This is a genomic window from Streptomyces sp. NPDC058773, from assembly GCF_042746015.1.
Classification (GTDB): domain Bacteria; phylum Actinomycetota; class Actinomycetes; order Streptomycetales; family Streptomycetaceae; genus Streptomyces.
In genome coordinates this window covers 1-12541 of record NZ_JBHYPE010000083.1, presented here as the reverse complement: position 1 = coordinate 12541, position 12541 = coordinate 1, and the positions used below count along the sequence as shown (strand labels likewise).

The 12541-nt window shown below is 69.5% G+C and carries 10 protein-coding genes; 3 read left to right on the top strand and 7 right to left on the bottom strand.

What is annotated here, in order from left to right:
- Positions 1–439 precede the first annotated feature (439 nt).
- Both ACFW5B_RS34735 and ACFW5B_RS34730 read left to right on the top strand, forming a co-directional pair.
- Positions 440–1129, top strand: a complete 690-nt coding sequence (locus ACFW5B_RS34735) for a hypothetical protein (protein WP_386448941.1) — start codon at positions 440–442, stop codon at positions 1127–1129.
- A 37-nt stretch (positions 1130–1166) separates the two neighbouring features.
- A complete protein-coding gene (locus ACFW5B_RS34730; RefSeq protein ID WP_386448938.1) occupies positions 1167–3833 on the top strand; it encodes a Helicase associated domain protein in 2667 nt (888 codons plus the stop codon).
- Between the two features lie 5 nt (positions 3834–3838).
- Here the strand turns inward: ACFW5B_RS34730 and ACFW5B_RS34725 are convergent, their stop codons facing one another.
- A complete protein-coding gene (locus ACFW5B_RS34725) occupies positions 3839–4420 on the bottom strand; it encodes a hypothetical protein (RefSeq protein ID WP_386448935.1) in 582 nt (193 codons plus the stop codon).
- A 399-nt stretch (positions 4421–4819) separates the two neighbouring features.
- Between ACFW5B_RS34725 and tpg the strand changes: the two genes are divergently transcribed.
- Complete coding sequence (tpg, locus tag ACFW5B_RS34720) at positions 4820–5443, top strand: telomere-protecting terminal protein Tpg (protein ID WP_386448932.1); 624 nt, start codon at positions 4820–4822, stop codon at positions 5441–5443.
- 31 nt (positions 5444–5474) lie between these two features.
- Here tpg and ACFW5B_RS34715 read toward each other — a convergent pair whose 3' ends face one another.
- The 6 genes from ACFW5B_RS34715 to ACFW5B_RS34690 form a co-directional block, all read right to left on the bottom strand.
- A complete protein-coding gene (locus tag ACFW5B_RS34715; RefSeq protein WP_386448929.1) occupies positions 5475–6587 on the bottom strand; it encodes a hypothetical protein in 1113 nt (370 codons plus the stop codon).
- Positions 6588–6600: 13 nt separating this feature from the next.
- Positions 6601–7344 (bottom strand): AAA family ATPase, encoded by a 744-nt coding sequence (locus tag ACFW5B_RS34710; RefSeq protein ID WP_386448926.1) that lies wholly within the window; start codon positions 7342–7344, stop codon positions 6601–6603.
- Positions 7341–9032: a Mu transposase C-terminal domain-containing protein gene (locus tag ACFW5B_RS34705; RefSeq protein ID WP_386448944.1), complete on the bottom strand. Its 1692-nt coding sequence runs from the start codon at positions 9030–9032 to the stop codon at positions 7341–7343. Before ACFW5B_RS34705 ends, ACFW5B_RS34710 begins: the two co-directional genes overlap by 4 nt.
- A 190-nt stretch (positions 9033–9222) precedes the next feature.
- Complete coding sequence (locus tag ACFW5B_RS34700; protein WP_386448923.1) at positions 9223–9924, bottom strand: AAA family ATPase; 702 nt, start codon at positions 9922–9924, stop codon at positions 9223–9225.
- Positions 9925–11087: 1163 nt separating this feature from the next.
- Positions 11088–11459 (bottom strand): hypothetical protein, encoded by a 372-nt coding sequence (locus tag ACFW5B_RS34695; RefSeq protein ID WP_386448920.1) that lies wholly within the window; start codon positions 11457–11459, stop codon positions 11088–11090.
- A 130-nt stretch (positions 11460–11589) separates the two neighbouring features.
- Positions 11590–12120: a hypothetical protein gene (locus ACFW5B_RS34690; protein WP_386448917.1), complete on the bottom strand. Its 531-nt coding sequence runs from the start codon at positions 12118–12120 to the stop codon at positions 11590–11592.
- Between the last annotated feature and the right edge of the window lie 421 nt (positions 12121–12541).

Genomic DNA, 12541 nt, shown 5'->3' with positions numbered 1-12541 from the left:
GGGTCCCATAGCGCTGCGCGCTATGCAAGCGAATACCCGTGCTTCGCACGGGTGTTGCTCCCGCTCCGCGGGAGCATTCGCTGGATGCTTCGCATCCAGCGCAACCCGGCCGCTTCGCGGCCGGGTTGACGTTCCGTCCGCTTCGCTCCCTGAACGACTTGGGTTTCGCCCGGGAGAACGGGGCTTCCGCTTCGCTCCAGCCCCTGCCTGACGGGCCCCTGCAACTCTCCGCCCAACGGCCCCTATGGCTTCGCCTCCAGGGCCTTCAAAGCCCGCTGACGCGGGCCGGCTGACCGCAAGGGGTGGGGGTCGCTCGATCGTGTCGAGTTCCAGCATAGTGCATGCATCAAAGAGATGCAGCATGTAGCGTTGGTAGAAACACGAGATACCCCCCAACCAATCGGGAACCTCCCCGAAATTCTGAGAGGAACGACCTCGGGTGACCGGTCACCACGAATCCACCGGACCAGATCCCGCGCTGAGCAGCGATTCTGTGCACCGGGTGGGCCAGTACCAGACGGCGGGCGTCAACGCCCGGCTGAGGCTGTTCGCACTCCTGGAGGCGCAGGGCGTACCCGCGAGCGAGGCGGACGACCTGGTGGCCGCGCTGGAGGTCGGAGCGGTCGCCGGGGCGCAGAGCGAGGTATTCGAGGTGGACGGCATGGCGCCGGCCTCTCGGGGCGAGGCGTTCACGGACGGCTGGGATGACGGCGTGACGGCCGTGAGTGAGGCCCTGGTGGGCATCGCGGACCGGGACTGGCCCCGGCGCGGCGGCCGGTCGGCCGGGGCCGCTGAACTGGCTGTACATATCGTGGACGTGAGGCAGCGTGAGCGGACGGACCTGGTGCGGCTGGAGAGGTTCGTCCGGGACCACGTGCTGCCGCGCACGCACCCGCATACCACGGCGCGGCGCCGGGTGTTGGAGGTGCTGGGTGAGGCCGGCGGACTGTGCACGGCGCGGATGGTGAACAGCGGCGGGGACGTCATCGTCTGCACGCTCGATGCCGGGCACTACGACCCGGACGACAAGCCGCCTTTCAAGGACGGCAAGCCGGGCGGCTGGCACAAGGCGGATGCGCCGATCTGGAACGACTTGGGTGCGGCCTGCGTTCCGCACGCGGCTCTCTGAAAGACCACAGGAATTCAGCGCTCGGGGAGGAATGGAAATGTCAGCGATTCAGCTCAAGGAACACCAGGTAGATCAGCGCTCCGCGTTTCGTAGGTGGGTGGGATTTCCTGCAAGGTCACCTGTGCCCCCGCAGGGTGCCCGTGGCACGATCGTGTCAGCGACCGGGTCGGGCAAGACGATCACGGCCGCCGCGTGCGCGCTGGAGAGCTTCGCGGACGGCCGGATCCTCGTCACCGTGCCCACCCTGGACCTGCTCGCCCAGACCGCCCAGGCGTGGCGCCTGGTGGGCCACCGGGCCCCGATGGTGGCGGTGTGCTCGCTGGAGAACGACGCGGTCCTGGGCTCGCTGGGGGTGCGCACCACCACGAACCCGATCCAGCTCGCCCTGTGGGCCGGGTCCGGGCCGGTCGTCGTGTTCGCCACGTACGCCTCCCTGGTGGACCGCGAGGACATCGACGCACCAGAGGGTCAGCGGAAGGTTCGTGGGCCTCTGGAGGCCGCTCTGGCGGGCGGGGAGCGGCTGTACGGACAGCAGATGGCCGCGTTCGACCTCGCGATCGTGGATGAGGCCCATGGAACCGCCGGTGATCTTGGTCGGCCGTGGGCGGCGATCCACGACAACGCCCGCATTCCGGCGGACTTCCGGCTCTACCTCACCGCCACCCCGCGCATCCTGGGCGCGGCTGTGCCGCAGAAGGGCGGCGGCCGCGAGGTGGAGATCGCGAGCATGGCCGACGATCCGGACGGGACGTACGGCGAGTGGCTGCCTGGGGCCGAGCTCGGGCTCTCGGAGGCGATCGAGCGGGGCATCCTCGCCGGTTTCGAGATCGACGTCCTGGAGATCCGCGACCCCTCCCCCGTGCTCGGATTGTCGGAGGAGGCGTTGCGCGGCCGGCGTCTGGCGTTGTTGCAGACGGCTCTGCTGGAGCACTCCGCAAGGTGGAACCTGCGCACCGTGATGACGTTCCACCAGAAGGTGGAGGAGGCAGCCGCGTTCGCGGAGAAGCTCCCGGAGACCGCTGCCGAGCTGTTCATGAACGACGCCTCGGACGAGGACCTGGCGAAGGCGGAGAAGCTGCCCGCGTCGTCGATCGACGCGGAGTTCTACGAGCTGGAGGCCGGCCGCCACGTCCCGCCGGGCCGTGTCTGGTCGGCGTGGCTGTGCGGCGACCACCTCGTGTCCGAGCGGCGCGAAGTCATCCGCCAGTTCGCCAACGGCATCGACGCCGCCGGACACCGGGTCCACCGCGCCTTCCTCGCCAGCGTTCGCGTGCTCGGGGAAGGGGTCGACATCACCGGCGAGCGGGGAGTCGAGGCCGTCTGCTTCGCGGACACGCGCGGCTCGCAGGTGGAGATCGTGCAGAACATCGGCCGCGCGCTGCGACTCAACAAGGACGGCAGCACAAAGGTGGCCAGGATCATCGTGCCGGTGTTCCTGGAGCCCGGCGAGGACCCCACCGACATGGTCGCCAGCGCCTCGTTCCGCCCCCTTGTCGCCGTGCTCCAGGGCCTGCGCTCGCACGATGAACGTCTGGTCGAGCAGCTGGCCTCCCGGGCGCTCACCAGCGGGAAGCGTAAGGTCCACCTGCGGCGCGACGAGGAAGGGCAGATCGTCGGGGCCGGCGGCCAGAGCGAGGATCAGGAGCAGCACGACGACACGCAGGCCGCCGCCGAAGCCGCCTTGCTCCACTTCTCCAGCCCCCGCGACGCCGCAAGCATCGCGGCGTTCCTGCGGACCCGGGTCTACCGGCCCGAATCCCTGGTCTGGCTGGAGGGCTACCAGGCCCTGCTCCGCTGGCGGGCCGAGAACGAGATCACCGGCCTGTACGCCGTTCCCTACGACGTCGAGGTCGAAGTCGGCGTTACCAAGGACTTCCCGCTCGGCAGGTGGGTGCATCAGCAGCGGAAGGCGCTGCGGGCGGGTGAGCTGGAGGAGCGGCGCAAGCTGCTGCTGGACGCGCCGGAGGCCGGGATGGTCTGGGAGCCGGGCGAGGAGGCGTGGGAGACCAAACTCGCCGCCCTCCGCTCCTACCACCGAGCCACCGGCCACCTCGCCCCCCGACAGGACGCAGTCTGGGGCGAAGGCGAGACGATGGTCCCGGTCGGGCAGCACATGGCGAACCTGCGCCGCAAGGGCGGCCTGGGCAAGGACGCGGAGCGGGCTGCGCAGCGCGCGGCGCAGCTGGCTGCGGTCGATGAGGACTGGAACTGCCCGTGGCCGCTGGACTGGCAGCGGCACTACCGCGTCCTCGCGGACCTGGTCGACGCCGACGGCCCACTGCCCGAGATCCAGCCCGGGGTGCTGTTCGAGGGCGATGACATCGGGCGGTGGCTGGAGCGGCAGAAGAATCCGGGCACCTGGGCGCAGCTCCTCCCCGAACAGCAAGAGCGGCTGACCAAGCTGGGCATCAAGCCCGCGGAGACGCCGTCTCCCGCCCCGGCGGCGGCGCGTACGACGAAGGGCCCGAACAAGGCGCAGGCGGCGTTCCAGCGGGGCCTGACAGCCCTCACGCAGTGGGTCGAACGGGAAGGCGCGGACCGGCCCGTACCACGCGGTGCCGTCATGGAGATCACGGTCAACGGTGAGGCGGTGACCGTCAAGCTGGGCGTATGGGTCTCGAACACGCGCGTGAGGCGCGACAAGCTCACCCAGGAGCAGCTCGCCGCCCTCGCCGACCTCGGACTGGCATGGGCGAGGGCGTAGAAGCATCAGGCTACTGCGCGTCGATGCAGGGCCCTTGGGCGCGGAAGCGCGCGGGTTTCTGGCCAGGGTGTCGCGCTGTCGTGTCCGGGGCAGCAGACACCCCCGCAAAGAGGTCGTGAGTCAGGCGCTGGCTTTCCGTTGTACAGCGCCCCCCGCCCGTACGCCTCGTAACGCTCGCGGCCGTCCTCGCTCTGCACCAGATCGTTGGCGAGCTCCTGCTTGGTGCAGCGTGCGAGATCCACGCGCGAAACGCGCCACCTCCTGAGGATCAGGGTCATGATCTCCGTCTTGGAGTGGTTGTCCATCAGAACGTTCCTGCGCTGAAGGAGCTCGTTGGCGAGCTCGACTTCGGCTGCGGGAGTCGGCGTGACCGCCCTGCGGATGCTCTCAGGGTCCTCATCCTCGGGAAAGAGCATGACGCAGTGATCGTGCGGCACTGCAACAGCGATCAGGCCCGGATTCTCGGCCTGCGCCTCGGCGGTGGCGCGTACCCAGTTGAGGGCTTCGTGGTAGCTGAGGCTGCCCTGCTCGCGTGCGGTGCGCTGGAGTTCGCGGGCGCGCTGCTGCTCGGTCGTGCGTTTGGTCATGGACGGGTCCTCTCGGCACCGGGTCCTCGCCCCCACACGGCAACCCCGGCTCGATGGATCGTCAAGGTGCTCGTCAAGCGATCCGTTGATCCCGGAAGACCTTCCACCAGTGTTCCGGGCAGTGTGGGTGTCCGGGTGCAGTGTGGGCGTCGGCGAAGCCCGGGGCGTCAGCCCCGCGGGCAGGATACCGGCTCGGCCGCCGGCTCTTCCCTTCGTCGACGACGGCGAGGCGGTGACGTTGTCCGCGGACGGGTCGTTCGGCTCATGTGGATGCCGGACGGCGCAGACGAGGCCCAGTCGAAGGGGCCCGCCAGCGCTGATGCTCGCCCAGGGGCTCGTAGCCTGCGTCAGCCAGCACTGTCTGGAGAATGTCGAAACTGGCAGGCAGGGGCAGGCGACGTGGGAGAACTGACGCGACGGACTGCAGGTGTCGGCCTGGTCGGCTGGCCGCTTCGAGAGGCGGACGTGGGACAGATAGAGCAGGGTTTGGAGCGCGCGTTGCGCACCCGGCCCGTTCCCTCAAGCACCAAGGCCCGCCTGCGTTTTCTGCTGGCAGCGTATCGGGGTTCCACCCGGCAGGTGGCCGCCGTGCTGGGGGTTTCGCAGCGCACGGTGCAGCGGTGGATGACGAAGAAGCCAGGAGCGCGTCGTCCCCCGGGTCCGGCGCAGGTTCGGGCGATCGAGGAAGCAGTCCTGGCTCGGTGGCAGCCCCGGGTACGGGCCCGTCGGCGTGCCCGGGCCGAGGCGGAGGGGTTCGTCTTCCATACCAGGGCGCGGTTCGGGTTTGCTGCTGCGGCAGGTTCCTCGGACGATCCGCGGGTGCGGTGGATCACCCAGGATCTGCCGGGAGAGGTGGCTCGGGAGCTGTTCGCCGCCCGGGATGCCGGCGCGGGCGAGCAGCAGCAGACGGTGATCCTCGCCCGCGCGCTCGGGCACGCCTATTTCCGTGACGGGGGCCGCCGGGCCCACGGTCTGCACATCGCGTTCAGCGATGTCGAGTTCGCCGACTTCTCGATCCGCTGAGCCTGCCCCTTGAGCGACCGCGACAGGGTGTTCAGCGTCGCGAGGGTCGGGCGCGGCTGGACGGCGCTTCGTACTGCTCGGCTTCCTGCCGCTCGCGCCAGTCCCACTCCATACGGCCGACCGGGGCTTGGCGGCGGGCTGCGGGCGGCTGGGGCGGGCGCAGCTTGGCCGTCTCCGCCACGCGCAGCAGGTGCGCACGGTCACCTGGCGCGGCAAGCAGCTCCTGGTTCTCGCCGGAGACGAGACGGGTGAAGCAGACAGCGGCCCGCAGGAAGACGCTGGCCCAGGGCGGTACGGGGTGGGCGGCGCAGCCGTCGGTGTAGCGGGTGCGGTCGTGCAGGGCGAGCGTGGCCACGGCAGTGCCGTAGTCGCGAGGGCGGGCGGTAGCGAGCTGTTGGAGGGAGGCACCGGTGCACAGTGCGGCGGCAAGGGCCGCGGCCAGGCGAGGATGGGCGGTCGCCGCGTGCAGGCGGTGGGCGACCAGCTGGGCGGTGGGCGCGGTGAGAGGCACGGGCGGTGGGCGATGCCGCCAGATGATCGGGGGCGGCGTGCATGGGTCGGCGCAGGGACGGGGGCTGTCGTAGGAGACGAGGCGGTCCAGTGCGGGCAGGGTGAGCCACCGACCGACCGGCCCGGCGGGCTCGTCCGCAGGCGGGGGTTCGGTGACCGGCGTGCCGTAGTAGTGGCGGCGGGCTGCCTCGAAGTCGGCGGTGACGGAGTGGTCGACCGTCCGCAGGACCTGGTGCAAGACGGCGGGAAAGTGTGGGCGGTGGCAGACCAAGGTCAGGTGGATACCGGTGACGGCACTCAGCTGCAGAAGGCGCATCGTGCGGCGGGCGGTGAGTCGGTGGGCGCGCAGGACGGTCAGCCGGGTGACAGGCAGGGCGCTCACCCAAGCGGAAGCGGCTTCCCAGGCGGGCTGACGGCCGCCTGGGAAGCGGCCCGGGAGTAAGGGCGGTTTGCCCAGGGCGGCGAGAAGGTCGTGGGCGAGGCCGGTTTCGCTGGTGGTGCCCGGGCCGGGGTGCAGGGTGATCCGGCCGGACGGCGGATGGTGGGCGGCCAGGGCGGTGTGCGTGTGGATCGCGTCGTCATGGCGGTCGATGACCACAGCGATAGGCCGGGGCGCAGCGAGAGGCATGGGCATGGCGGTGTGGTGGTCAGGCGAGGCGGCTGAAGGCCCAGCGCAGCAGTTCCTGGTCGACGCGGGGGCGGCCGGTGCGGGCCAGGGCGGTGCGGGTGTGGGCGGTCAGCTGGGCCCAGGCGCGGAAGTTGCCGTGCGCGGCGTGGCTGTCGGCGAAGGTGATGTCGTCGGGCTCGGCGTCGGCCCAGACGGGGTGGAACAGCGGGATGACGTCGAGGACCTCGCTGGGGGTGAGGCGGGTGAAGTGCTGCCAGATGAAGATGCGGGAGGAGAGCATCGGTTCGCGGCGCAGCACGGTGTGGCAGCCCTCCCCGCCGACGAAGATGATCGCGAGCTGGGTGGAGGGTTCGTCCCACAGGTAGCGGAAGTATTCGAACGCCTCCCCGTTGAGCCACTGGGCCTCGTCCACCAGGAAGGTGCGGGGACGTTCGGCCAGTGCGGTTTTCAGCAGGCGGTCGAACTCGCTGGGGTGGCGCGGTGGTTCCCCGGCCAGGTCGAGTGCGGTGAACAGTTCGTAGCGCACGGCACGGGCGGTGGGCCGGGCCCGGAAGGTGACCCGGCGGACGTCCTCGGCGGGTTCGAGTGCGCGCAGGCAGGTGTTGACGGCGAGGGTCTTGCCGAAGCCGGCGCCGCCGTGGATGCACATCATGGCGCGGGCGGCGACGGTGTCGGTGATGTTCTCGCGGGCGGTGAGCAGGGCGCGGGTGGTGACCACGGAGGCGTCGGGCAGGTCGACGTACTGGTAGGTGGCCGCGGTCACGAGGCGTCTCCGTCTTCAGCGTTCTGTGCGGTCAGGTCGGGCGGGACGTCGGAGACAGGTTCGGCCGGGACGGGAGCAGGCTGGCCGGGCACGGTCCGGGTGGCGAGGGAGGGCGGAGTGCGCCAGTCGGCCGGGGGCGCGGCGGGCGGGATGAGGTCCGGCAGCGCCAGCTTCGAGGCGTCGGTGTGCTCGACGGCGGCCAGTTCACGCCCGGCTTGAGCGGAGGTGAGGGCTCCCAGCCGCTGAGCCGGCCCGGCCGTGGTGGCCGGGGCGAAGCGCTGTCGGCGCAGCGTCTCGGCAGCTTTCACCTCCGCCCGCAGACGCCGGGCACGCTCCGCACGGGCTGTGCGCAAGGCCTCGAGTTGTTCGGGGGTGGCCGCGTCCGCGAGGTGCGCGGGCCCGAGATACCTGCCGCTCGCGTCACAGATGTCGATCTCGTGATCGTGGTGCGGCATATAGCGCACTGTGACGGTACGGCCGGCCTGGCCGGTCATCCATGGGGCGATGTAGGTGCGCCCGCGCCACCGCACACCGTGGCTGGTCAGCTTCCGCGGGCGGCCGTCGTCCTCGAGGGTGAACGTCCACAGGTCGGCGGCGGGGACATCGGTGACGGGAGTCGGATCGGCCTGCCATGCCTCGAGCGGCGTATGGCCGGCCAGCGCCTGCGGCTGGTGCTCAGTGTTCCACCAGTGTGTCCAGGCCAGCACTTCCGCTGTGAAGTCTTGAAACGACATGGCACCGGACGTCTCCGGCTGGCGGCCCGCGCCTTTGTTTCGCCGGCCGGAACGGGGCTTGGCGGGGGTGAGGGTGTAGCCGGGCAGGGCCGCGAACAGCATCCGGTCGACGGACCGGTTGAGGTTTTCCACTGTGCCCTTGAGATGAGGGCTGTAGGCAGGCAGGTCCTTCACCGTCACGCCCATCGTGCCGAACGCGGCAGTGACGGTGGTTGACAAGAAGTCCTTGCCCCGGTCCACCCGCACCTGCTCTGGTGTCCCTCCCGCGGGGCCATAGGGGTCTTCCCGCAAAACAGCGGCGCGCAGCGCGACCAGCACGGAGGCGCGGGAAGGGACTCCAGGGGTGACGGCTGTGCCGGTGATGACTTTGGTGGCGGTGTCGATGAACCAGGTCACCCACGGGCGCACCAGGTCGCCGTCAGCATCGACCAGCAGAGGTGCCTGGACGTGATCGGTCTCCCACACGTGATTGCGCCAGGAAGCCGCCCGTTTGCCGAAGACGTCGTGCGCGCGTGCCGCATCCGGTCCCGCGGCAAGACCGGCCCGCTCCCCTGCGGTGAGATCACGACGCACCGCGCGCAGGAACGTCGACAGCGACGGCACCGGGTCCAGCAACGGCACCGCAGCCGGCGGGGCGCCCGCGGGAGAAGCCGCGGGTTCAGGCACCGTCGTCGGCTGACCGTCACGGCCGCCGGTCTCGGCCCGGGCCACCAACTGGCGGTGGACCGCGGAAGCGTTGCCGTGCCAGTACGCCAGCAGCACCCGGATCTCCCTGGTGACCTCGAACCGGTCACCGCTGCGTTCCCCGGGGCTGATCACGGCCCGGGGCGACCGTGAGGCTTCAGCCAGCCACCGCCACACCGTCCGCTCCGACACGCCCAGGCACTCCCCGGCCAGGCGCACATGCTCCCGCGACAGCCGCCGCTCGGCGCGCAGCGCCAGCAGACGACGCACCGCCGGCGCCCGCAGCGCCGCCAACGACTCCTCCCCCAGCACAACGGCCGGATCCTCCGGCAGCGCCAGCGGCTGTCCGTCCACCCCATGCCCCTTCGTTCTCATCCGCTTCCGTGGAGCCCGCCTTCGTGTTCACCCGTCGGAACAGGTCAAGGCCCCCGTACACGAGCCCTTCGAGCAGCCCGGACCGTCACGTATAGGGCCCAAGACGCGCGCAGGCCTGCTCAATCAGCTCCCGGTCCACACACCTTGCGGGGTCGCGCTCGCGGGCCGCGTAGACATGCGACGTGATCTTCGCCCAGGTACGGAAATTGCCGCGTGCCATCTGCTCGTCCACCCGCGCAAGGTCGTTCGGGTCCGCCTGCGCCCACACCGGATGGAACAGGCTCAGCGTCTGCCGCACCCCAGACGCCTCTAGCCGGCCGATCTGGTGCCAGGTCAGCACGCGTGAGCGCAGCGCCGGCGCGCGGGCAAGAGCCCGTTCGCTTCCCGCCCCGCACAGCACCAGTGCCGCCGCACAGCCCGGCGCGTCCCACAGCTGCCGCAGATAGTCCAGCAACGGCGGCGTCAGACGCTGGGCGTCATCGAGGAACAGCACACCCGGCTCGGCCAGTGCCCGCATCAGAGCCTGGCTGGCCGGCCCGCCGCGGTGCGGGAGCGCCCCCGACTGCAGCCCGAACGCTTCGCACAGCGAGGCCCGTAGCTGCGGCAGACCGGGCGCCACTCCGGCCACCGCCCGCCACACCGGCACCCGGCCGGGCAGAAGATGCAACGCCTGCTCGACGGCGACCGTCTTCCCCAGGCCCGTGTCCCCGTACACACAGCACATCCCCCGGGCCGCGACCGTATGCCCCACCGCCTCCACCACACCGGCCACCTGCCGCGTCGACACCAGCCGGGCCCCGGCACGTACAACCGCACACCGCCGCCCCGCACACCCGCCTCCGCGGCGCCCTCCGCCACCGGCACGTCGGCGGGCGGCCCGTCGACAACAAGCGGACCACCAGCCCCGTCCACGAGCCCCAAATTCGCCAGTGCCCGGTCATACCGGCTCGGCTCCAGCCCGGCCCGCGCCCCTGCCGGACGGGCCACCTCAAGAACCCGGCCCGCCCCCAGATCCCGCTTGATCACCCGGTGCAACGTCGGCAACGAGGGCACACACTGCGCACCCCACCCCTCTAACACCCCTCCTCCTGGGCCCCGAGCATCCTGCGCCGCAACTCCGCGACATTCCCGCCCGCCTGAGCCAGGAGCTCCCACAACGCGTCGCTCAGCGAAAACCCATCCTGCCGCGGCCGCGCCTCAACATGGCCCCGGCGACCATCGGCCAGCCACCGCCACACCGTCCGCTCCGACACACCCGCCAACTCCGCCGCAATCCGCACATGCAACCGCGACAGCGCCCCCTCCCCATCCACCGCAAGAAGCCGCCGCACCACCACACCCCGCGCCAACGGCGCACCCCCAGCCGGCACAACACCAGCCGATCCCGCCTCCGGCCCACCTGCCGAAACCCCCTGAACCGTCATACGGCCCAGCACACCCGACCCCGCACATTCCTCACATAGGAACAGCGAAAGCCATGACAGCCAGCAACCAACCTGCTAACCACACCACGACATCCGCTTAGTCACCCCATGACAGCGACCACACCCCCGCCCCACACCCCCTACCAGGACATCCACACCGCGATCCCACTGACGCCCACCCACTGCCACCCCACCACCCACTCACACCGGAATTCACGGTCATCTCGGTCAGCAGCTCGGCGAGGTCCAGTTCCCGGCAGCTGGAGGCGAACCGACCCGCCCAGGGCGGCGCGGACTCCCTCCGCACGGTTAGGTCCAGTTCCCCCGCCAGGTGCCGGGCGCAGACGCTGCGGGTCGGTAATGGCCTGTGCGAGCTGGCCTGGTTGTCCCGTCAGCCTTCGCGGACGCGCTCGTGACGACCTGAAGAGTTTCCGCTGGACTCGCCGGGCGCCAAATCCAATAGGGCGGGAAGGTTCACGAGAGAGTCGGTTTCGCTTCACCGGATGCCGCGAAGCCTCCGACATGTTTATCCCCTCATACTCACTGAGGCGTAGTACTCAACCACGGTTCCTACTCCTGCACATACGACGGTCGACGTATTCCCGTAGCCCTTGCCGGCGTCGGGCATATCGCGTCTAGGCCCCTCGGCCGTCCAGCGGTATGCGCCGCTCGCGCATACCGCTGTCACGAAGTAGCTGGTCTGCTTCCAATCCCTCCGCTTACACCTCACATTGGCGGCTTTTCCCGCGTTGGATTTCCACTTTTTGCAGCTGCTTAACATGCTGCTGTCACGGCCGTCGACCTGTGTGGGGGAATCTGAAAGCGCCGGATTGGACATTCCGAGCGTTGCAATTGCGGTGGCGCATATGGAAATAGCAACTTTGACGGTTTTCCTCATTGTTCCTCCTTGGGTAGGCCGTAGACGCCAGCGGTTCCTGTGACGTCAACGGTGAGATATCTATGCAGAGAAAAGCCCACGAATATATGCAAGCAGTGGTCTTGTGTGCTCTAGGATTTATCGGTAGCTATTAGAGCCTGTTTGTGGCTAGCTTTTCTCCATCTGTGCCACGAACAACTACATTCCAGGCGGTGCCTTCGCCATCGTCACCGTCCCACCACGTCACAAAGGAGTGCGCCAGGTCGGTGGCTGCCGAACGGTCGCCCTCGGTAGAGGGATAGTCGGTGGTCAGCTCGATGTCGTAGTCACTGCGGTGCAGTTCTACGAGGGTCAGCCTGTTGACATGCGCGGTCATCGGCCGCTTGTCGGTATCACTCAGCCAGGCCTTGAAACGCTCAAGGAGATCCTGGTCGTTGCTGCGCTTGGTGACTTGGCTGCTCGGCAGGTGCTTAGCGTTTTCACTCACGCCGTCCAGGCATCCGGATACCCAGGCTCCACGGTCGGCTTCGGCCTCCTGGCCGGCGCTGAGAGCGCGTCGCGTGCAGCCACCCCAGACAACTTCACGGACTGACGAGCCTTTGCCCCCTGCGTCACGGACTGCCCGGCCCCGGTTGTAGCCGGCGGTGTAGGCGTCCTGCGCGGCCTTCTTCTTGTCTTTCAAAGGTGCATGGGTTGGCCGCTGCGATGACTTCCCCGGTTGTGGTCTGCCCGACTCGCTGCCGCATGCCGGTATGGCTAAGACGGCAAGCATGGTCGCAGCGAGCGTGAGGTGCGGGCGATATTGGGATAGGCGCATGGTGTCTCCTGCCGTGTGCGCACGTTGAGTGAGGATCTGGTGCCTACCAAGTGTTTCCTGCGGATTACCGATTCAGGGCCACTTCGAGCAGAACGTCCGGGACGGGCCAGTGGCCTGGGCCAGCAGCCCACGGAAGAGCTCCAGATTCTGACAGGCGCTCAGGGTGCGCTTCCTGGTCTCTGGCGGTGGGGGGGGGGGGGGGTAGGTGAGGGGGGGGACCCCCCCGCCCCCCCACCCCGCGGCTTAAAAAGAACACACACCCCCAACACACCAGAAACGGGGCGGA

Bases quoted from the DNA above. Each gene is read 5' to 3' on its own strand.
- ACFW5B_RS34730 (WP_386448938.1), top strand. From the start codon at position 1,167: ATGTCAGCGATTCAGCTCAAGGAACACCAGGTAGATCAGCGCTCCGCG.
- ACFW5B_RS34725 (WP_386448935.1), bottom strand. From the start codon at position 4,420: ATGACCAAACGCACGACCGAGCAGCAGCGCGCCCGCGAACTCCAGCGC.
- ACFW5B_RS34715 (WP_386448929.1), bottom strand. From the start codon at position 6,587: ATGCCCATGCCTCTCGCTGCGCCCCGGCCTATCGCTGTGGTCATCGAC.
- ACFW5B_RS34695 (WP_386448920.1), bottom strand. From the start codon at position 11,459: ATGAGGAAAACCGTCAAAGTTGCTATTTCCATATGCGCCACCGCAATT.